This is a genomic window from Streptomyces flavidovirens DSM 40150, assembly GCF_000429085.1.
GTDB lineage: Bacteria > Actinomycetota > Actinomycetes > Streptomycetales > Streptomycetaceae > Streptomyces > Streptomyces flavidovirens.
In genome coordinates this window covers 1-20461 of sequence record NZ_AUBE01000032.1, presented here as the reverse complement: position 1 = coordinate 20461, position 20461 = coordinate 1, and the positions used below count along the sequence as shown (strand labels likewise).

The 20461-nt window shown below is 71.6% G+C and carries 15 protein-coding genes and 1 other RNA gene; 12 read left to right on the top strand and 4 right to left on the bottom strand.

Translation table 11 applies throughout. The annotated features are described in order from the left end of the window. Positions 1-56: 56 nt before the first annotated feature. Together G412_RS0128295 and G412_RS0128290 are read right to left on the bottom strand one after the other, a co-directional pair. Positions 57-1457: an ABC transporter substrate-binding protein gene (locus G412_RS0128295; protein WP_078607477.1), complete on the bottom strand. Its 1401-nt coding sequence runs from the start codon at positions 1455-1457 to the stop codon at positions 57-59. 169 nt (positions 1458-1626) lie between these two features. After that, positions 1627-5013 (bottom strand): FtsK/SpoIIIE domain-containing protein, encoded by a 3387-nt coding sequence (locus G412_RS0128290; RefSeq protein ID WP_028815012.1) that lies wholly within the window; start codon positions 5011-5013, stop codon positions 1627-1629. Positions 5014-5392: 379 nt separating this feature from the next. Between G412_RS0128290 and G412_RS0128285 the strand changes: the two genes are divergently transcribed. The 4 genes from G412_RS0128285 to G412_RS41165 all read left to right on the top strand — a co-directional run bounded on the left by G412_RS0128285 (position 5393) and on the right by G412_RS41165 (position 10687). Continuing rightward, positions 5393-7018: a serine/threonine-protein kinase gene (locus G412_RS0128285; protein WP_028815011.1), complete on the top strand. Its 1626-nt coding sequence runs from the start codon at positions 5393-5395 to the stop codon at positions 7016-7018. Positions 7019-7155: 137 nt separating this feature from the next. Further along, positions 7156-8409, top strand: a complete 1254-nt coding sequence (locus G412_RS0128280) for a serine/threonine-protein kinase (protein WP_028815010.1) — start codon at positions 7156-7158, stop codon at positions 8407-8409. A gap of 70 nt (positions 8410-8479) precedes the next feature. Further along, positions 8480-9586: a peptide chain release factor 2 gene (gene prfB / locus G412_RS0128275; RefSeq protein WP_028815009.1), complete on the top strand. Its 1107-nt coding sequence runs from the start codon at positions 8480-8482 to the stop codon at positions 9584-9586. Between the two features lie 267 nt (positions 9587-9853). Then, entirely contained in the window at positions 9854-10687 is an 834-nt protein-coding gene (locus G412_RS41165) for an LPXTG cell wall anchor domain-containing protein (RefSeq protein WP_028815008.1), read from the top strand. A gap of 141 nt (positions 10688-10828) precedes the next feature. Here the strand turns inward: G412_RS41165 and G412_RS0128265 are convergent, their stop codons facing one another. Next, positions 10829-11023 (bottom strand): hypothetical protein, encoded by a 195-nt coding sequence (locus G412_RS0128265; protein WP_028815007.1) that lies wholly within the window; start codon positions 11021-11023, stop codon positions 10829-10831. A gap of 252 nt (positions 11024-11275) precedes the next feature. On the opposite strand from G412_RS0128265, the gene ftsE reads away from it, so the two are divergent. The 5 genes from ftsE to ssrA all read left to right on the top strand — a co-directional run bounded on the left by ftsE (position 11276) and on the right by ssrA (position 15114). Beyond that, positions 11276-11965, top strand: a complete 690-nt coding sequence (ftsE, locus tag G412_RS0128260) for a cell division ATP-binding protein FtsE (protein WP_028815006.1) — start codon at positions 11276-11278, stop codon at positions 11963-11965. Positions 11966-11974: 9 nt separating this feature from the next. Then, positions 11975-12892: a permease-like cell division protein FtsX gene (gene ftsX / locus G412_RS0128255; protein WP_028815005.1), complete on the top strand. Its 918-nt coding sequence runs from the start codon at positions 11975-11977 to the stop codon at positions 12890-12892. Between the two features lie 68 nt (positions 12893-12960). Next, positions 12961-14133: a S41 family peptidase gene (locus tag G412_RS0128250; RefSeq protein WP_028815004.1), complete on the top strand. Its 1173-nt coding sequence runs from the start codon at positions 12961-12963 to the stop codon at positions 14131-14133. A gap of 18 nt (positions 14134-14151) precedes the next feature. Continuing rightward, the gene (gene smpB, locus G412_RS0128245; protein WP_028815003.1) at positions 14152-14637 is read left to right on the top strand and encodes an SsrA-binding protein SmpB; all 486 of its coding nucleotides are present in this window, start codon (positions 14152-14154) and stop codon (positions 14635-14637) included. Between the two features lie 106 nt (positions 14638-14743). Next, positions 14744-15114: a transfer-messenger RNA gene (ssrA, locus tag G412_RS38620) on the top strand. Positions 15115-15143: 29 nt separating this feature from the next. Here the strand turns inward: ssrA and G412_RS0128240 are convergent. Then, a complete protein-coding gene (locus G412_RS0128240) occupies positions 15144-16466 on the bottom strand; it encodes an MFS transporter (protein WP_028815002.1) in 1323 nt (440 codons plus the stop codon). 83 nt (positions 16467-16549) lie between these two features. Between G412_RS0128240 and G412_RS36365 the strand changes: the two genes are divergently transcribed. From G412_RS36365 to G412_RS0128225, 3 genes are all read left to right on the top strand, one after another. Then, positions 16550-17563, top strand: coding sequence for a LysR family transcriptional regulator (locus G412_RS36365; protein WP_051338662.1), 1014 nt, complete (start codon positions 16550-16552; stop codon positions 17561-17563). A 124-nt stretch (positions 17564-17687) separates the two neighbouring features. Then, positions 17688-19022, top strand: coding sequence for an MFS transporter (locus G412_RS0128230; protein WP_028815001.1), 1335 nt, complete (start codon positions 17688-17690; stop codon positions 19020-19022). 114 nt (positions 19023-19136) lie between these two features. Next, positions 19137-20294, top strand: coding sequence for a uroporphyrinogen-III synthase (locus G412_RS0128225; protein ID WP_028815000.1), 1158 nt, complete (start codon positions 19137-19139; stop codon positions 20292-20294). The last annotated feature ends 167 nt before the right edge of the window (positions 20295-20461 follow it).

The following is a 20461-nucleotide window of genomic DNA, read 5'->3' as shown; positions in this document are numbered from 1 at the left end:
CGGCGGGGGGCGGCGTGACCTTCGCGGCACCCCCCGCGGTCGCTGACGTCACGGCGTCAGCTCTTGTACGCCTTGGCCGCGTCGGACTCCAGCCGTTGCTGGGTCCCCGCGATGTCCTTCGGGTTCTTCAGGAAATCCTGCAGCGCCTTCCACTCACCCTTGCCGGGCGTGCCGCCGAACGACTGCGGGGCCTGGTCCGACATGTCGAAGCGGAAGTCGTCGCCCGCCGCGATCAGGGCCTTCGCGATGTCGCGCTGCACGTCGTTCGGATACGCCGCCACGTCCAGGGACTTGTTCGGCGATACGAACCCGCCCGCCCCCGCCCAGATCTTCGCGGCGTCGGTCGAGGCCAGGAACGTCAGCAGCGCCTTGGCACCCTTGGAGTCCTTGAGCGCCACGGCGGCGTCGCCACCGGTCACGACGGGGGACTCACTGCCCACCGCCGGGAACGGGAACACCTTGGCGTCCGTGCCGATCTTCGCCTTCGTCTGCCCGATGTTCACGGAGACGAAGTCGCCCTCGAAGACCATCGCGGCCTTCGGGTCCTCGGCGAACGTCTGCGTGACGGAGGCGGGGAACTCGGTCTGCAGGGCACCGTCCTGGCCGCCCGCGATGAGCTCCTTCTTGCCGAACAGCTCGGCGAGTGTGGTCAGCGCGTCCTTCACGGACGGGTCCGTCCACTTGATCTCGTGCTGGGCCAGCTGGTCGTACTTCTCGGGGCCCGCCTGCGAGAGGTAGATGTTCTCGAACCAGTCGGTGAGGGTCCAGCCGTCCGCGCCGCCGATGGATACCGGGGGGACGCCGGAGGCGGAGATCGTCTCGGCGGTGGTCAGGAAGTCCTTCCAGGTCTTCGGCTCCTCGACGCCGGCGTCCTCGAACGCCTGGGTGTTGTACCAGATCAGGGACTTGTTGGCGGCCTTGAAGTACACCCCGTACTGAGTGCCGTCGACAGCCCCGATGTCCTTCCAGCCCTGCGAGTAGTTCTTGTCCAGCTGTGCTCGGGTCGCCGCGTCGACGGGCTTCGCCCACTTGCGCTGGACGGCCTGCTGGAGCGCGCCCACCTGCGGGAGCATCGCCACGTCGGGCGGCGAACCGCCCGCGATCTTCGTGCCGAGGAAGTTGACGATCGGGTCCTGGGCCGGGACGAAGGTGACCTTCGCGCCCGTGCGCTTCTCGAACTCGTCCAGGACCTTGGTGAAGTTCTCCTGCTCGGGGCCCGTCCAGACCGCCGCGACCTGGACCTCCTCGCCGTTCAGTCGGGGGAGCGTGACGGAGGACGAGGGCTCTGTGGTGGGCCCGCTTCCCTCGTTCCCCCGGTCCTTGTCCTTGTCGCCACCGCAGGCGGTGAGGGCGAGCGTGCTCGCGGCGATCACCGCCAGGGCGGCCCGGCGCGCCCGGCGCCCCTGGCGCCCCCGGCGCTCCTTGCGACCCTTGTGTGTGCGAAGAGTTGTGCGCATCACTGCCCCGTCTCTCCTGTGCGCGTACGGACCGGCGCAGCCCTCGGAGAACCGCTGGCGCCGATGCCGGTCTAGCTGTCCCGTGGGTCAGTCCTACGCCCGGCGGTCGGCCCCGGCAATAGTGCCTTCCGTGTCAACCGGGTGATCGTAATGGGCTCGTGACGTTGAGTCAGGCCTCGGGGGGCGCGTCCAGGGGCGGCAGCGGAGTGGCGTTGACCGTGCGGGCGGCGCGGTCCAGGGCGCTGGCCAGCAGCGCGAGGTCCGTCGGCCCGTTGCCCAGTTCGCGCACCGGGCGGCGGGCCGGCGGATCGCCCATCCGCTCCCACTCCAGGGGCACGACGGTGGGGCGCAGCGTCGCGGTGCGGGGGATTCGGCCGGTGACCCGGCCGGCCTGGAAGGGGGTCGGGGTGCTGTGTGGGTTTGTGGTGCTGTGCGGGTGTGTGGTGCTGTGCGGGTCTGCGGTGCTGTGCGGGTCTACGGTGCTGTCTGTGGTGCTGTGCGGGTCTGGGGTGCTGGGACGCAGTAGCGTGCCGCGTCCCGGTGCCGGCTCGTCGGGGGCGGGTGGGGACGGCGGTGGGTCGAGTACGACGCGTAGCCGCGCGCCGCGCGCCAGCTCCGTGTCCGCCGTACGGTCCGGTCTGGCGGATGTTGCCACCAGGTGTACGCCGAGCCGCTCGCCGTCCCTCGCCACGGCCTCCAGGGCCCGTACGACGGAACCGGCCGCCGGCCTTCCCGTACTGCCGAGGGCGGGCGCGACCAGCGCGTCGAGGTCGTCGACCAGCACGACGAGGCGGGGGAGCGGCGAGGGCCCGGTATCGGCCCTGGCCTGGCGCTCGCGGGACGTGGTGGTGCGCAGGCGCAGGGTGCCGCTGGGCGGTGAGTCCAGGTCGCCGTTCTGCTCGGCGGCGCTGGGCGGGCGCTGGCCGATCATGCGGCCCGACACTTCGCGCCTCGTGTGCCATTCGGCGAAGCCGAGGCCGCCGAGGAGTTCGTGGCGGCGCTTGAGCTCCGCGCCCAGCGCCTGGGCGAACTCCCTCATGCGGATGGGGTCGGAGGCGCTGAGGTGGGTGGAGACGTGCGGCAGTTCCGTGCAGGGGCGCAGGCCGTCGCCGCGCTCGCCGCCGGCGCCGTCGACCAGGACGAGTCCCAGGCGGTCGGGGCGGGCCGCCGCCGCGAGTGACGCCGCTACGGAGCGCAGCAGCTCGGTACGGCCGCTGCCCGCCGGGCCCTCGATCAGGAGGTGCGGGCCCTCTGCGGTCAGGTCTACGCAGAGCGGGCCGCGCGGGCCCGCCCCGAGCACCGCCCACGCGCGGGTGGCGCCGGGCGCCTGGCCGTCGTCGGCGGCTGCCGCCCAGCGGGCCATCAGGGAGGCGGGGGTGGCTCTGGCCAGGCCCAGTTCGTCGAGCAGGCGGGCGGAGGAGGGGAGGGGGGTGGTTCTGCCTGGGCGGGGGGTGTGGGTGGTGGTGGTGCTCGTGGTGCTGGTGGTGTTGGTGGTGCCGACGGTGGGGTTTGTGGGTGGGTGGCCGTCCGCGCGTAGTGGGGCCAGGGCCCGCGCGACACGCTCCGCCCAGGCCGCGGACACCGCGTCCACCGTTGCGAGCGTGCCGTGGCCCGCTGGTTCGCCTCCCGCTGTACGCAGCAGCCGCAGGGCGGTGGCCACATCGCCGCTGAGCAGTGCGGCCGCGCCGCACTCGCGGAACGCGGGTGACGCGGCGCAGGCGGCCTCGTACGTCGCCGCGACCGGCGAAAGCGGTGACGCGGCGGGGGTCTCGGCCAGGCACAGGAGGTGGATGCCGGACGACGCGCCGGTCGCGGCCAGCCGGGCGGTGGACTCGCGCAGCGCGGCGGAGCCGGGGTCGCCGTCGACGATGACGACCGTGTACGGGCCTTCGTCCGCCGCGTGCTCCTCGTCCGTGCGGCGCATCAGCTCGGCGATCCGGGCGGTCGCCTGGTCGCGGTCGTACGCGAGGAGCAGCCGGCAGTCCTGGCCGTGGGCGGGGCGCAGGTGCGGCAGCCAGCCGAGCCAGGACCACTCGGCAGTGCGGTCTTCGAGGGGCCTGGCCCTGTCTGTGCTGAGCAGCACGATTTCGAGGTCGGTGGGGGAATGCAGCGTCGCGAGCTGCGCGACGGCCGACCTGGCGAGCCCGGCCAGGCGTGCGCGGGGGCCGGCCAGGCCCAGCGAGCCGACTTCGCGCAGGGCGACGGTCACGGGCACGGCGGGCAGCGGGCGTCCTCCGTCGGGCGCCGGGCGGTCCGCGGTGCCCAGCCGCAGGACGAGTGCTTCGGGGTGGCCGGGGCCGCGCTCCCACAGGCGGGGGCCGGGGCCTAGCGCGGTGAGCAGGAGGGCGGCGGGGTCGGGCCAGGCTTCGGGCAGGGGGGTGGGGGTGGCTGGGGTGGCGGGGCCGGTGGGGTTGGCGGGGTTTGCTTCGGTGGGCGGCAGGCCGAGGGGGGTGGCCGCGGCGGGGGCGTACTCATCCAGGAGCTCGGGGCGGCCGCCGGTGAGGCGGCGGGCCCAGGCTCCTATGCCGCCGCGTCGGCCTGGCTGTGCGGCGGGGGGTGTCGCTTCTGGTCGCGGGGGCTCCGGGGTCGGTGCCGCGTCGGGGCGTCTCCTCGGGTGCCGAACGTTCGGGCACTCGGGATGTTCGGGCGTGTTGCGTTCGACACCCTGCGGGGAGCGCCCCGACACGTCCCCTCCCGGCACCTCGGTGTGCGACACGGGGTCACCCCCGGCCACGTGCCCTGCTGGGGGTGGGGTGGCCACGTGCCCTGCTGGGGGTGGGGTGGCCACATGCCCCGCTGGGGGTGGGGCGGGTGTGGCGGGTGTGGGTGTGGAAGCTCTGCGGTCGGTGGCGTGCGTCGGTGGAGTGTCCGGTGTGCGGGTCAGGCGTAGGTGGCCCTCGCCGTCCGGGGTTGTCTGGAGGGGGAGGGGCTGGTCGGCGGGGGTCAGCAGGCGCAGGGCCGACTCGCCTACGCGCAGCAGTGCGCCGGGTGAGAAGGGGACCGGGTGGTCGGTGAGGTCCTCGCCGTCCAGGGACGTGCCGTTCGTGGAGCCCAGGTCCGCGACGGAGACCCGGCCGTCCTTCGTCAGCGTCACCGTGCAGTGCAGCCGTGACACGTCCGGGTCGTTCAGGGGGACGTCGGCCTGTGTTGAGCGGCCGATGCTGATCCGGCCGCCGTGGAGGAGGTGGACCCCGCCCGCGTCGGGTCCCGCCACCACGTGCAACTGGGCGGGGGCGTCCGAGGTGCCGTCCGGCTCGGGTGAGGGAGCGTAGAGGGACAGCACGGCTCCGTCGACCAGTGGGGGCTCGCCGAGCGCGCAGCGCTGTGCGTCGAGCCGGTCCCGGCCCGCGTAGACCACCACGGCGCCCGTGGTCTCCGGGGCCGACCCGGGACCGGAGACGGCCGCGGCCAGACCGGAGGCGACCGCGGCCAGCGCGGTCCCGGCGGGCGCGGTGACGAGCACGTCGCACGCGCGTCCGGCCGGGGCACCCTCGGGGCCCTCGGCGGGGCGCGCACTCAGCGCGCGTGGCGCGAGGACGGTCAGCCGGATCTGCATCGCGTCAGCGGTCCCTTCTGCGCGAAGTGCCCGGCAGGGGTGGCGCCCTGTGATTCCCCCCACCCGGCACGGACGCGTCGTCCGGTTCAGGTCGGCACGTGTGCGGCAATCCCGACCCCACAGTCCGTGCTGCAGGCATCCTCGCACCTGCCACTGACAACATGCCCGCCGCCCACCTTCAAGTGATCTTGAATGGTCGGCTGTGGGCGTAAAAGTGCAGACTTCGACATATGCGGCACGCGCGTTCGGCAACCATCCGTATGGGGAGCGCGTCTACCCTCGGTACGCGGCCCGGCCGCGCCCCGGTGGGAGGCGGGCGGACGGCACTACAGTGGGTCGGAACCACCACGAGGATCACGAGCAGCAGGGAGCGCATGACGTGCGGCCGGTAGGCAGCAAATACCTGCTCGAGGAGCCGCTCGGGCGCGGCGCCACGGGCACCGTCTGGCGAGCCCGCCAGCGTGAGACCGCGGGCGCCGAGGCGGCCGTGGCCGGCCAGCCCGGCGAGACCGTCGCGATCAAGGTCCTCAAGGAGGAGCTCGCCAACGACGCCGATGTGGTGATGCGTTTTCTGCGTGAGCGGTCCGTTCTGCTGCGGCTCACGCATCCCAACATCGTGCGGACCCGTGACCTTGTGGTCGAGGGGGATCTGCTCGCGCTGGTGATGGATCTTGTCGACGGGCCCGACCTGCACCGCTATCTGCGGGAGAACGGTCCGTTCTCGCCGGTCGCCGCCTCTTTGCTCACCGCGCAGATCGCGGACGCCCTCGCCGCCAGCCACGCCGACGGCGTCGTCCACCGCGACCTCAAGCCGGCGAATGTGCTGCTCGACGAGCGTGACGGCCAGATGCATCCGATGCTCACCGACTTCGGCATCGCGCGCCTCGCCGACTCTCCGGGACTCACCAGGACCCACGAGTTCGTCGGTACGCCCGCCTACGTCGCCCCCGAGTCCGCCGAGGGACGGCCGCAGACGTCCGCCGTCGATATTTACGGCGCGGGAATTCTGCTGTACGAGCTGGTCACGGGGCGTCCGCCGTTCGCGGGGAGCTCGGCGCTGGAAGTGCTCCACCGCCATTTGAGCGAGGAGCCCCGCCGGCCCACCACCGTCCCCGAGCCGCTGTGGACGGTCATAGAGCGCTGCCTGCGCAAGGAACCGGACGAGCGGCCCAGCGCCGAGAACCTCGCCCGCGCCCTGCGCACCGTCGCCGCAGGCGTCGGCGTGCATTCGTCGTCCGCCCAGGTCGAGGCGGCCATGGGTGTCGGCGCGCTGCTCGCGCCCGACCCCGCCCCCGCGCCGGTCCCCGGAGCCGCCGATCCGACGCAGGTCCTGCCGGGCAACGCCGGATCGTACGACCCGGCCGCCGCGACCAGCGTCCTGCCGTCGACCGGCGGCGGACAGTACGGCGGCCCCGGCGCCGCCGACCCGACCGCCGTCATGCCGCCCGTGCCGCCGCGCCCCGACGGCGTACCCGGTGGCGCGAACCCCGAGGACCCGCACCCCTGGCAGAACCAGCTACGGGCCGCCCGCGACCGCAACGAGCAGACGCAGGTCCAGTACCTCGACCCGAGCCAGGACCCGCTGCGCCGCCGCCCCCAGCGCCAGCCGCAGCAGCCCCCGCAGCGGCAGCAGCAACAGCGTCCACAGCAGCCGCAGCGGTACGCCCCGCCGCCCCCGCCGCAGCACCAGCAGCCCCAGGCGCCGCCCCCGCAGCAGCGGTACGCGCCGCCGCGGCAGCCCGCCCAGCCGGCTCCGCGTCCGCCGCGCGAGCCCCGCGAGCCGCGCCGCCGCAGTGCCAATCCGATGCGGATTCCGGGCCTGGGCTGTCTGAAGGGCTGCCTGTTCACGCTCGTCCTGCTGTTCGTGGCGTCCTGGCTGATCTGGGAGTTCTCCGGGCTTCAGGAGTGGATCGGCACGACGAAGGGCTTCTTCGCCCAGATCGGTGACGTGATCGACAGCGTTTCGAAATTCGTGCGCGATCTCGGCGGGCCCAGCGGCGCGTGAGCGGGCGAGTTCGTTGATTTGTCGACTTCTGGGGGTGGATTTCACCCCCAGGAGTCGACGTTGACGCGATACCGGGCACCGGACGCCCTGTCAGCCGCGTAGCCTCAGGGCGACCGTCAGCCGCTGAGGGAGCAGTCTTGGCACGGAAAATCGGCAGCCGGTACACGGCCCACCAGATCCTTGGACGGGGCAGTGCCGGCACGGTGTGGCTCGGTGAGGGGCCCGAGGGCCCTGTCGCCATCAAGCTCCTGCGTGAGGACCTCGCGTCCGACCAGGAGCTCGTCGGACGCTTCGTCCAGGAGCGCACCGCGCTGCTCGGACTCGACCACCCCCGCGTCGTCGGCGTCCGCGACCTCGTCGTGGACGGCACCGATCTCGCCCTGGTGATGGATCTCGTACGGGGTACGGATCTGCGGACGCGGCTCGACCGTGAGCGGCGCCTGGCGCCCGAGGCGGCCGTCGCGATCGCCGCGGATGTCGCCGACGGGCTCGCCGCCGCGCACGCGGCCGGCGTCGTACACCGGGATGTGAAGCCGGAGAACATCCTGCTGGACATGGAAGGGCCGCTCGGGCCCGGCGGCGCGCATCCCGCGCTGCTGACCGACTTCGGCGTCGCCAAGCTGATCGACACCCCGCGCCGCACCCGCGCGACGAAGATCATCGGTACGCCGGACTACCTCGCCCCCGAGATCGTCGAGGGCCTGCCGCCCCGCGCCGCCGTCGACATCTACGCCCTGGCGACCGTGCTGTACGAGCTGCTCGCGGGCTTCACACCCTTCGGCGGCGGCCACCCCGGCGCCGTACTGCGCCGTCATGTCACCGAAACCGTTGTTCCTCTGCCGGGCATCCCCGAGGAGCTGTGGCAGCTCCTCGTGCAGTGCCTCGCGAAGGCTCCGGCGTCCCGGCTGCGCGCGTCCGAGCTCTCCGCCCGGCTGCGCGACCAGCTCCCGCTTCTCGCCGGAATGCCGCCGCTGGACGTCGACGAGCCGGGCGCGGAGGAAGAGGAGACGGAGTACCCGGCGTATCCGGCGTACGACGAGCCGCAGCCCGTCACCCCCGACGAGCCGCACCGCCGCGGCGTCGTCCCGCTGGTGCGCGGCTCCGCCCCGGACTCCAGCCGCGACACCCACACGAGCATGCGCGTCCCCGCCCCGGACGAGCTGGCCGGCGGCGCCCGCGGCACGGCGCGCGCCCCCCGGGCGGCGGGCGAGCGCCGCCCCGGCTCGGCCCGCCACAAGTCGGACGCCGTACGCAGGCGGCGCCTGGTGCTCGGCGGGGCCGCGGTCCTGGTGGCCGCCGCGATAGGCGTGGGCGGCTGGCTGGCCGCGACGGGGGAGGGGGCGGACCAGGCCCCGCAGGACAGCGAGCAGTCGTCTCCGGCGCAGCCGTAGCCCGGTGGAGTGACAAGGCGCTCTTCCGGGGGAGGGGAAGGTACGGCCGCCCAGCCGTTACGCTGGACCCGTGGCAGTCGTCGATGTATCCGAAGAGCTCAAGTCCCTCTCCTCGACCATGGGGTCGATCGAGGCCGTCCTGGACCTCGACAGGATGAGGGCCGATATCGCCGTGCTCGAGGAGCAGGCCGCGGCCCCGTCCCTGTGGGACGACCCGGAGGCCGCGCAGAAGATCACGAGCAAGCTCTCCCACCTCCAGGCCGAGCTGCGCAAGACCGAGGCGCTCCGCAGCCGGATCGATGATCTTTCGGTGCTCTTCGAGCTCGCCGAGATGGAGGACGACGCCGACACCCTCGTGGAGGCGGAGGCCGAGCTTCTTTCCGTCCGCAAGGCGCTGGACGAGATGGAAGTACGCACGCTCCTGTCCGGCAAGTACGACGAGCGCGAGGCCCTGGTCAACATCCGCGCCGAGGCCGGTGGCGTCGACGCCTCCGACTTCGCCGAGCGGCTGATGCGCATGTACCTGCGCTGGGCCGAGCGCCACGGATACGCCAGCGAGGTCTACGAGACGTCGTACGCCGAAGAGGCCGGCATCAAGTCCGCCACCTTCGTCGTCAAGGCGCCGTACGCCTACGGAACGCTCTCCGTGGAGCAGGGCACGCACCGCCTCGTCCGCATCTCCCCCTTCGACAACCAGGGCCGCCGCCAGACGTCCTTCGCGGGCGTCGAGGTGCTGCCGGTCGTCGAGAAGACCGACCACATCGAGATCGACGAGTCCGAGCTGCGGGTCGACGTCTACCGCGCGTCCGGCCCCGGCGGCCAGGGCGTCAACACCACGGACTCCGCCGTCCGTCTGACGCACATTCCGACCGGCATCGTCGTCTCCTGCCAGAACGAGCGCTCGCAGATCCAGAACAAGGCGAGCGCCATGAACGTCCTCCAGGCGAAGCTCCTTGAGCGCCGCCGCCAGGAGGAGCAGGCGCTGATGGACTCGCTCAAGGGCGACGGCGGCAACTCCTGGGGCAACCAGATGCGTTCGTACGTCCTGCACCCCTACCAGATGGTCAAGGACCTGCGTACGGAGTTCGAGGTCGGCAACCCGCAGGCGGTTCTCGACGGCGAGATCGACGGCTTTCTGGAAGCCGGAATTCGCTGGCGCAAGCAGCAGGAGAAGTAAAGCTCGCTTTGTCGACAACGCAACTGCCGCCGAAGAGGCGGCAGTTGCGTTTTGTGTCACAGTCGTATTCCCGTACGACGGGCAAGTGCCTGCAATCCGGACATCGCACCCGGAATGACCTTGACGCTCCCTTTAAAAGTGGCAAAGCTGACGCGCGGCATGCGTATCTCTGGGGCGTGTGTGACCGGGGGAATTTACAAACCCCCAGTGTCTGTCGCCCCTTGCGCTGCTCCACTCACGAATTCAGCTACTGGGGGTAGCAAGCAGATGACCAAGAAGACGCGGATCCGCGTTGCGCGTATAGCAGCCGGTGCGGTGATCGCCGCCGGTGCCTCGCTGACCGCCGCGGGCGCCGCTTCGGCCGTCGGCATCGGCGTCGACGTGGCCGGCCTGAGCGCCGACGCCAGCGTCGACAAGGAAGGCCTCGACATCGCCGTCGCCGCCGACCCCGGCACCCCGGCGGACCCGGGTACGCCGGCCGACCCGGACGTCCCGGCCGACCCGGGCACCCCGGCCGACCCGGATGTCCCGACGGACCCCGGTACGCCGACGGACCCGGACGTTCCGACCGACCCGGGTACGCCGACGGACCCGGATGTCCCGACGGACCCCGGTACGCCGACGGACCCGGACGTTCCGACCGACCCGGGTACGCCGACGGACCCGGACGTCCCGACGGACCCCGGCACCCCGACCGACCCGGACCTCCCGACCGACCCGGGTGGCAACGGCGGTAACGGCACCGGCGGCAACGGCGGTAACGGCAACGGCGGCAACGGCGGCAACAACGGCAACCAGAACGGTGGCGGCGGCAACGGCGGCACCGACGACGGTGGCTCCGTGACCGGTGGCTCCGACGGCGGCACCGACGGTGACGCCGGCACCTGCACCCTCGACCTCGACGGTGCCGAGTGCGAGGACAACACCGACACCGACAGCGCCGGCTCCCAGCCGGTGGCTCAGGGCAAGGCCAAGGAGGAGCTCGCCGCGACGGGCGCCGCCCAGACCTCGTTCCTGCTGATCGGTGCCGCGACGATGATCGCGGGTGGCATCGGCTTCCGCATGCTGCCGCGCCTGGTCAACGGCCGTACGGTCGCCTGAACCAGCTAGGCACACAAGAGGGGCCCGGAGCGCGCTGAGCGCTCCGGGCCCCTCTCTTTGGCCCCGCCGGCCCTCAGAAGGGCCGTGGAAGCGTATGAGCGGCAAAAACCGGCGTACCGAGCGGTAGGGCCGGGCCGGGTACTACGCGGTCTGGTACACCAGCAGGGCCACCGCCGCCACCAGCAGCGCCACGAGCGCCACCAGTGCCGCAGGACTCAGCGCGCCCAGCGGGCCGCCCTCCTGCTGCATCCTCGCCCTGTGGGCCCGGCAGACCGGGCAGCGGCCCTGATTCACAGGCGCCGCGCAGTTCGCGCACACCAGTCGGTCATAGGTCATGCGCATTCCTCCTCCCGCGCGGCGGAGCCGCCTGTCACTCCGCCCAACGCTCAGGGGAACGTGACCGTTCCCCCTCCCACTGTGCCAGCTCCCACGGGTTCCGGCGCGCCCCGCAGTGTTACGGCCGTTCCCTTCCGGTCGGAATGCAACGCCGATCCGTGATAAAACGCCCATCGCAGGACGCCGACTGCGCGGCCGTGCCCGCGTCGCGTATGGTCACGCTCACCTACTCCCGGCGACCGTGGTGCACCCGTGATCCGATTCGACAACGTCTCCAAGACCTACCCGAAGCAGAGCCGCCCCGCCCTCAGGGATGTTTCCCTGGAGGTCGAGAAGGGCGAATTCGTCTTCCTCGTGGGCTCTTCCGGCTCCGGCAAGTCAACCTTCCTGCGGCTGCTGCTGCGTGAGGAGCGCGCCAGCCACGGCATGGTGCACGTCCTCGGCAAGGACCTCGCGCGCCTGTCCAACTGGAAGGTGCCGCAGATGCGGCGCCAGCTCGGCACCGTCTTCCAGGACTTCCGGCTTCTCCCCAACAAGACCGTTGGGGAAAATGTCGCGTTCGCGCAGGAAGTCATCGGCAAGTCGCGCGGAGAGATCCGCAAGTCCGTGCCCCAGGTCCTCGATCTCGTCGGCCTCGGCGGCAAGGAGGACCGGATGCCCGGTGAGCTCTCCGGTGGTGAGCAGCAGCGCGTGGCGATCGCGAGGGCGTTCGTCAACCGCCCGATGCTGCTGATCGCGGACGAGCCGACCGGCAACCTCGACCCGCAGACCTCCGTCGGCATCATGAAGCTGCTGGACCGCATCAACCGCACCGGCACCACTGTGGTGATGGCGACCCACGACCAGCAGATCGTCGACCAGATGCGCAAGCGCGTCATCGAACTCGAGGGTGGCCGCCTCGTGCGCGACCAGTCTCGCGGCGTCTACGGCTACCAGCACTGAAAGGACGCCATGCGCGCCCAGTTCGTCCTGTCGGAGATCGGCGTCGGTCTCCGCCGGAACCTCACCATGACCTTCGCGGTGGTCATCTCCGTCGCCCTCTCCCTCGCCCTGTTCGGCGGGGCGCTGCTCATGCGCGAGCAGGTGAGCACGATGAAGGGCTACTGGTACGACAAGGTCAACGTCTCCATCTTCTTCTGCAACAAGAACGACGCGGAGACCATCCCCAAGTGCGCCAAGGGAGCGGTCACCGCCGAGCAGAAGAGGCAGGTCAAAGCCGACCTCGACAAGATGGACGTCGTAAAGAAAGTCGAGTACGAGTCGGCCGACCAGGCTTTCAAGCACTACAAGGAGCAGTTCGGGGACTCCTCGATGGCCGACACCATCACCCCGGACCAGATGCAGGAGTCGTACCGGGTCAAGCTCAAGGACCCGGAGAAGTACAAGGTGGTCGCGACCGCGTTCGCGGGCCGGGACGGCGTGCAGTCCGTCCAGGACCAACGCGGCATCCTCGACAACCTCTTCAACCTGATGAACGGCATGAACGTGGTCGCGCTCTACGTGATGGCCCTGATGCTCGTCATCGCGCTGATGCTGATCGTCAACACGGTGCGCGTCTCCGCCTTCAGCCGGCGGCGTGAGACGGGCATCATGCGGCTCGTGGGCGCGTCGAGCTTCTACATCCAGATGCCGTTCATCATGGAGGCCGCGGTCGCGGGTCTGATCGGCGGTGTGTTCGCCTGCGTCATGCTGCTCGCGGGCCGGTACTTCCTCATCGACCACGGCCTGGCGCTGTCCGAGAAGCTGACCCTCGTCAACTTCATCGGCTGGGACGCGGTGCTGGCCAAGCTGCCGCTGGTGCTCGCGATCGCCCTGCTGATGCCCGCGCTCGCCGGGTTCGTAGCGCTGCGCAAGTACCTCAAGGTGTGACATGAGCCCCTGGCGTCGTACGGTCAACCGACCGTACGGCGCCCTTTGTTTGTCCTAGACTCGGCGCCATGCCGGGCCCGGAAGTCACTTCTCGGCCCCGCGGTGTTCGCCGCGGGGCGGCCCTGACGTTGGTTTTCGCGACCGTACTCGTCACCGCGGCCGCCACCGACGCCTGGCAGCGCGACGACGCGAAGTCCCCTTCCCTCCCGGCCCGTTCCGTCGCGGCCACGGCCGGCCGCGAGGCGGTCGCCGACGCCGCCGCCCAGGCGATGGCCGACGGCAAGTCCGGCAAGGAGGCGGCCGAAGAGGTCGTCAGCCGCAGCGGGGACCGGTGGGGCGCGGTGTACGACCCGGCGGAGTACGAGGAGTTCGAGCAGGCGCTCGACGGCGCGTACACGGGCGTCGGACTGTGGGCCGAGCGCGCCGAGGACGGCCGCATCGAGGTGTCCAGGGTGCAGCGCGGCGGCCCGGCCGAGCGGTCCGGAGTCAGGGCGGGCGACCGGCTCCGTACCATCGACGGGCGCCCGGTGGAGAACCGCCCCGTCACCGAGGTCGTCCAGCTCCTGCGCGGCGACGGCGGCAGCGGGGCCGAGGCCGGCAGCTCCGTCGTGCTCGGTCTGGAGCGCGCCGGGCGTCAGTGGAGCGAGCGGCTGCGGCGGGCGCGGCTGACCACCGAGGCCGTCACCGTCGAGCGGCTCGCGGACGGCGCCACGCTGATCAAGGTGGCGGCCTTCACCAAGGGCTCGGGCGAGCGGGTGCGGGAAGCGGTCCGCGCCGTACCGGAGGATCACGGTGTACTCCTCGACCTGCGCGGCAACGGCGGCGGGCTCGTCACCGAGGCCGTCACCGCCGCATCCGCCTTCCTCGACGGCGGCCTGGTGGCGACGTATGACATGGAGGGTGAGCAGCGGGCGCTGTACGCGGAGCCGGGCGGGGACACCGACCGTCCGGTCGTGGCGCTCGTCGACGGCGGCACCATGAGCGCGGCGGAGCTCGTCACGGGCGCGCTCCAGGACCGTGGCCGGGCCGTCACCGTGGGTTCGCGTACGTTCGGCAAGGGCTCGGTGCAGATGCCGAGCCGGCTGCCGGACGGGTCCGTCGCCGAGCTCACCGTCGGTCATTACCGCACTCCCGCCGGCCACAGTGTCGACGGCAGGGGCATCAGCCCGGACCTCGCGGTGAGCGAGCGGGCCGAGGAGCGGGCCCGGACAGTATTGAGTGGCCTCGGGGGAGGGTCATAGTGCGAAAATGGCCGCACTATGGCTAAGGAAAAAGGGCGCAAGATGATCGCGCAGAACAAGAAGGCGCGACACGACTACCTCATCATCGACACCTACGAGGCCGGCATGGTCCTGACCGGCACCGAGGTGAAGTCCCTGCGCCAGGGTCGCGCCTCGCTGGTGGACGGCTTCGTGCAGCTCGACGGGGGCGAGGCGTGGCTGCACAACGTGCACGTACCGGAGTACTCGCAGGGGACCTGGACCAACCACTCCGCGCGCCGCAAGCGCAAGCTGCTGCTGAACCGGGCCGAGATCGACAAGCTGGCGAGCAAGTCGTCGGAGACGGGTCACACGATCGTGCCGCTCGCGATGTACTTCAAGGACGGCCGGGCCAAGATCGAGATCGCGCTGGCCAAGGGCAAGAAGGAGTACGACAAGCGGCAGACGCTGCGGGAGAAGCAGGACCTGCGCGAGACGAACCGGGCGATCTCGGCGGTGAAGCGCAGGGAGCGAGGGCGGCTCTGAGGGCGCGCAGCCGGCCGGCAGGAATAGGCTGGCACGGTCGTGCGTTGTTCACGTACGATGGCGCCTGTGCCCCTCGGGGTGCGGCACCACCTTGATAAAAAAACATGGGGATGATCGGTTTCGACAGCGGATGTCGAGGCAGGGGAAGCGAGTCGAGGAAGCGGCAATGATCTCGTTAACCATATGTCGCAACCAATAATCGCCGATTCCAAGCGCGATTCCTTCGCCCTCGCTGCCTAAGTAGCGACCTAGCGAAGTGTCAGCCCGGGGGTGTTCCCGACCCGGATCCTGGCATCATCAAGGGAACTAAACCACTCGGTCCGGTCACGGGATCGGGTGGGAAATCAAACAGTGACTGAGCCCGTCGGAGACTTGTCCGTGTGATCTCCGGGGCCGAGAAAATCGCAGCGGACTGCACTCGGAGAAGCCCTGGTTCTGCACCGTTGGACGCGGGTTCGATTCCCGCCATCTCCACAATTCCCATGTGAGGCCGAGGCCCCGCTGTCCTAGGACGGCGGGGCCTTTGCCGTGCCCTGCGGGCGCGTCCTCAAGCACAGCAGCAGGGCGGCGGCCGCGGCCGCCACCGGGGCGGCGTAGCCCGAGGCCGGGTGGGTGTGTTCCGCCAGCCAGCCGCCGGTCGCCGCGCCTGCGGCGATGCCGCCCAGGATCGCGGTGACGGCCAGGGTCATGCCCTCGTTCAACTGGGCCCGCGGGACCACGCGTTGGAGCAGGGTCATGCCGGTGACCATCGTGGGTGCTGTTGCCGCTCCCGCCAGCAGCAGCGCCCCGGCGACCGCGGCCAGCGAGCCCGTCGAGGCCGCGAGCAGGGGCGCCGACATCAGCAGGGTCATCGCCGCGACACACACGAGCAGGCGGCGGTGCGGGTGGGCCGCCGGGCGCGCGGAGCCGTACAGCAGGCCGGCCACGCATGATCCCGCCGCCTGGAGGGCGAGGACCGGGCCCGCCGCCGCGCCTTGGCCCAGACCGTCGGCGAAGGCCAGCGTGACGACCTCCATGGAGCCGAAGACGCCGCCCGTGGCGAGGAAGACGGCCAGCAGCGCGGGCACGCCGGGCAGGCGGAGCGGGGAGCGGGTGGTCGTCGTGCGGGGGGCGACGGGCGGTTCCGTGGCCCGCTGGGCGGCGAAGATCAGTACGCCGGTCATCAGGAGGATCGCCCCGGTCAGCGTGCCGGCCTCGGGAAAGAGCGCCGTACAGAGGAACGCGGCGGCGACCGGGCCCAGCATGAAGCACAGCTCGTCGGCGGCCTGCTCGAAGGAGTTCGCGGTGTGCTGGGCCGCCGGATCGCCCCGGTGCAGGTGGGCCCAGCGGGCGCGGGACATGCCGCCCGTGTTGGGGGTGGTGGCGGTGGCGGCGTACGCGGCGAAGAGCGTCCAGTCCGGGGCGCCGTAACGGACGCACAGGAGCAGCGCGAGGGAGCCCAGTACGGCGACGGCGGTGGCGGGCACCGCGACGCGGGCCTGCCCGTGCCGGTCGACGAGCCGGGCCGTCCAGGGCGCCACCAGGGCGGTGACGGCCAGGCCGGTCGCGGTGACGGCGCCTGCCAGGGCGTACGAGCCGCGCGAACCGGCGATCATCATGACCGCGCTCACGCTGAACATGCCCATCGGAAGGCGGGCGAGGAGATTGCCCGCGGTGAACGCGCGGGCACCGGGGGTGGCGAAGAGGCGGCGGTAGGGGGAGAAGTGTCCGGGCCTGCGGGGCCGTGACCGGTGTCGCGGTTCGTACGCGTACGCGGGGCGGTCCGCGACGATCAGGACATCACCGGACACGGCCAGGAAAGGGGAACAAAAGGGTTCTTGGAGGGGCATGGATCAAGCTTCACGGCGGGAGCCCGCGGCGGTCCAACACCTGCTGGGCGCCCATTTACGCACCTGCGTTGTAAGTTCACGGCGTGCCCCATGACATCGAACCCCGCCTGCTGCGCGCCTTCGAGGCGGTCGCCGCGGATCTCCACTTCACCCGCGCCGCGGCCAGGCTCTACGTCGCCCAGCAGGCGCTGAGCCGTGACGTCCGGCGCCTGGAGCGGGAGTTGGGCTCCGAACTGTTCGTACGGTCCACCCGGAGCGTGTTGCTGACGGCGGACGGCGAGCGGCTCCTGCCGTACGCGCGGCGGGTGCTGGCGGCGTACGACGAGCTGGGCGCGGCCCGGGCGCCCGGCGAGCGGCCGCTGGTCGTGGACGTGAGCGCGACGGTCGGCACCACCTACCAGGTGCTGGAGAGGGCACGGGCGACCGCGCCCGACGTCGAGTTCGTCGCGCGCTTCCACAGCGGCCTCACGGGCGCGGCGGCCGCGATCGTCGCCGGCCGGCTGGACGTGTCCTCGGGGCGGGTCGCCGGGCTCGATCCCGCCGTGCTCGACCAACTGGAGCACTGTCCGGTGCGCTTCGAGCGGATGGCCGTACTGCTCCCCGGGGACCATCCGCTGGCCGCGCTGGACGAGGTGCCGCTGGACGCGCTCGCGGGGGAGACGCTCTACGCGGGCGCGGGCAACCCGGCCACCGCCGAGTGGACCGATCTGGCGCTGCGGCTCTTCGCGGGGCGGGGCATCGAGGTGGCGGCGCCGTTCCCGGAGATCGAGGGCGCCGAGGAGTTCGTCCGGGTCATTCGCAAGCGGCGCTGGTCGGTGCTGGCGAGTACCGAGTTCATCGCGGTGCCCGGCATGGAACTGCGGCCGATCGTCGATCCCGTACCGCTGTCGCCCATTTCACTCGTGTGGCGAAAAGGGCTGCGCCACCAGGGGCTCGAAGCCTTGAAAGAGACGATTCGCGGGCTCGTGGAGCGGCATGCGTGGCTGGAGCTGCCCGCGGACGGCTGGCTGCCCGAGACCGACAGGTCACTGATGCGGCCCCGTCCGACGTCGCCACCGAACCGGAAGGTGTACGGAGAAACGTTCCGCTCGCCCTGAGCCTCACCGCCCCGCCCCGCCCCGCGTGAGAGCAAGGTTGCGCGGCAGTCATCTCGTAACACGGGGCTGAAACCCGCCGTCCCTACCGTCAGGTCCATCGACCCGACACCTGTGGAGGCACGTGATGACTGGGCGGCGCTGGATCGAGCACTGGGACCCCGAGGACGAGACGTTCTGGCGGGAGGGCGGTGAGCAGATCGCCCGCCGCAACCTGCTGTTCTCGGTGTTCTCCGAGCACATCGGCTTCTCGATCTGGACCCTGTGGTCCGTCATGGTGCTCTTCATGGGCCCGGAGTACGGCATCGACCCGGCCGGCAAGTTCTTCCTGATCGCCACGGCCACCCTCGTCGGGGCCGTCGTCCGCGTCCCGTACACCTTCGCGGTGGCCCGCTTCGGCGGCCGGAACTGGACCATCTTCAGCGCGCTGATGCTGCTGCTGCCCACGGGCGCGGCGTACGCCGTGATGGAGCCCGGCACCTCCTACACCACCTTCATGGTGGTGGCGGCCCTGACCGGCGTCGGCGGCGGCAACTTCGCCTCCTCCATGACGAACATCAACTCCTTCTTCCCGCTCCGCAAGAAGGGCTGGGCGCTGGGCCTGAACGCGGGCGGCGGCAACATCGGCGTACCCGTCGTCCAGCTCATGGGCCTGCTGGTCATCGCGGTGGCCGGCGCGACCCACCCCCGCATCCTGCTGGCCGCGTACATCCCGCTGATCATCCTCGCGGCGGTGTGCGCCGCGCTGTGGATGGACAACCTGGCGCCCGTACGCAACGACACCGGGGCGGCGAAGGCGGCGGTCCGCGACCCGCACACCTGGATCATGGCCTTCCTCTACATCGGGACGTTCGGCTCCTTCATCGGCTACAGCTTCGCCTTCGGCCTGGTCCTCCAGACCCAGTTCGGCCGTACGCCGCTCCAGGCGGCCTCGCTCACCTTCATCGGCCCGCTCCTCGGCTCGCTGATCCGCCCCCTCGGCGGCTCGCTCGCCGACCGCTTCGGCGGCGCCCGCATCACCCTGTGGAACTTCGCCGCGATGGCGGCGGCGACCTCGGTCGTCGTCTACGCCTCCACCACGAAGTCGCTCCCGGTCTTCCTGACCGGCTTCACCGCGCTCTTCGTCCTGTCCGGCCTCGGCAACGGTTCGACGTACAAGATGATCCCGGCGATCTTCCAGACCAAGGCGCTGGCGCAGGGCATGGAGGGCGAGGCCGCGGCGGCGTACGGACGACGGCTCTCCGGGGCGTCCATGGGCCTGATCGGCGCGGTCGGCGCGCTGGGCGGACTCGCGATCAACCTCGCCTTCCGGCAGTCTTTCCAGACAGCCGGAACGGGCACGGCGGCCTTCGCGGCCTTCCTGGCCTTCTATGCCGCGTGCTTCACCGTCACGTGGGCGGTATACCTTCGGCGTCCGGCGGCCGTACCGGCGAAGCCGCAGCTCACCTATGCGGAGGTGTGAGCCGCGCGGGTCCGTAACGGCCGGGAAATACGAAGGAACCGAGTCTGTCATGTGATGTTGACAGGCTCGGCCCTCCGCATCACCAGCACAGCGGTACTGAGAGCCGGGTACGCCATGTCCGTGAACAACACCACCCCCGAACCACAGCACGGCCCGCTCGCGGGCTTCACCGTAGGCGTCACAGCCGCCCGGCGCGCCGACGAACTGGGCACGCTGCTGACGCGGCGCGGCGCGGCGGTCCTGCACGCGCCGGCGCTGCGGATCGTGCCGCTGGCCGACGACAGCGAGCTCCTGGCCACCACGAAGCAGCTGATCGACGACGCACCCGACGTGGTGATCGCGACGACGGCGATCGGCTTCCGGGGCTGGGTGGAGGCGGCGGACGGGTGGGGGCTGGGCGAAGCCCTCCTGGCCCGTCTCCAGCACGTGGAACTCCTCGCCCGCGGTCCCAAGGTCAAGGGCGCGATCCGGGCCGCCGGCCTCACCGAAGAATGGTCGCCCACCTCCGAGTCCATGGCCGAGGTACTGGACCGCCTCCTCGCCGAGGGCGTGGCGGACCGGCGCATCGCGATCCAGCTTCACGGCGAACCCCTGCCCGGCTTCGTCGAGGCGCTGCGCGCCGGCGGCGCGGAGGTCATCGGCGTGCCCGTCTACCGCTGGATGCCGCCGGAGGACATCGCACCACTGGACCGCCTCATCGACGCGACGCTCTCCCGCGGCGTGGACGCCCTGGCCTTCACCAGCGCCCCCGCGGCGGCGTCACTCCTGTCCCGCGCCGAGGAACGGGGTCTGCTGCCCGACCTCCTGGCGGCCCTCAGCCACGACGTACTGGCGGCGTGCGTCGGCCCCGTCACCGCCCTCCCGCTCCAGGCGCACGGCATCGACACCGTCCAGCCCGACCGCTTCCGCCTGGGCCCCCTCGTCCAGCTCATCTGCCGCGAACTTCCGGGCCGCGCCCGCACCCTGCCGGTCGCCGGCCGCAGCGTCGAGATCCGGGGACACGCGGTCGTGGTCGACGGCGAACTGCGCCCTGTGCCGCCGGCGGGGATGTCGCTGCTGCGGGCCCTGGTCCGCCGCCCCGGCTGGGTGGTCTCCCGAGCGGACCTGCTGCGCGCACTGCCTGGCTCCGGCCGCGACGAACACGCCGTCGAGACGGCGATGGCCCGCCTGCGTACGTCCCTGGGCGCCCCCAACCTCATCCAGACGGTGGTAAAACGCGGCTACCGCCTGGCCCTGGACCCGGCCGCGGACACGAAGTACGCAGACGCGTAGCCCCTGGCCCGGCGCAGCCCAGCACAGGCCAGGCCGGACCCCCGTTTTCCCCACCCCGCCCCTTCCCGAACCGGGGCTCCGCCCCGGACCCCGCTCCTCAAACGCCGGAGGGGCTGGGTGTGGCGGGGGGTGTTGCTGGGGCTCCGCCCCGGACCCCGCTCCTCAAA

What these genes read in the sequence shown, in the direction of transcription:
- G412_RS0128295 (WP_078607477.1), bottom strand. Translation starts at nt 1,457, where the DNA reads ATGCGCACAACTCTTCGCACACACAAGGGTCGCAAGGAGCGCCGGGGG.
- G412_RS0128290 (WP_028815012.1), bottom strand. Translation starts at nt 5,013, where the DNA reads ATGCAGATCCGGCTGACCGTCCTCGCGCCACGCGCGCTGAGTGCGCGC.
- G412_RS41165 (WP_028815008.1), top strand. Translation starts at nt 9,854, where the DNA reads ATGACCAAGAAGACGCGGATCCGCGTTGCGCGTATAGCAGCCGGTGCG.
- G412_RS0128265 (WP_028815007.1), bottom strand. Translation starts at nt 11,023, where the DNA reads ATGACCTATGACCGACTGGTGTGCGCGAACTGCGCGGCGCCTGTGAAT.
- ftsX (WP_028815005.1), top strand. Translation starts at nt 11,975, where the DNA reads ATGCGCGCCCAGTTCGTCCTGTCGGAGATCGGCGTCGGTCTCCGCCGG.
- G412_RS0128250 (WP_028815004.1), top strand. Translation starts at nt 12,961, where the DNA reads ATGCCGGGCCCGGAAGTCACTTCTCGGCCCCGCGGTGTTCGCCGCGGG.
- smpB (WP_028815003.1), top strand. Translation starts at nt 14,152, where the DNA reads ATGGCTAAGGAAAAAGGGCGCAAGATGATCGCGCAGAACAAGAAGGCG.
- G412_RS0128240 (WP_028815002.1), bottom strand. Translation starts at nt 16,466, where the DNA reads ATGCCCCTCCAAGAACCCTTTTGTTCCCCTTTCCTGGCCGTGTCCGGT.
- G412_RS0128230 (WP_028815001.1), top strand. Translation starts at nt 17,688, where the DNA reads ATGACTGGGCGGCGCTGGATCGAGCACTGGGACCCCGAGGACGAGACG.
- G412_RS0128225 (WP_028815000.1), top strand. Translation starts at nt 19,137, where the DNA reads ATGTCCGTGAACAACACCACCCCCGAACCACAGCACGGCCCGCTCGCG.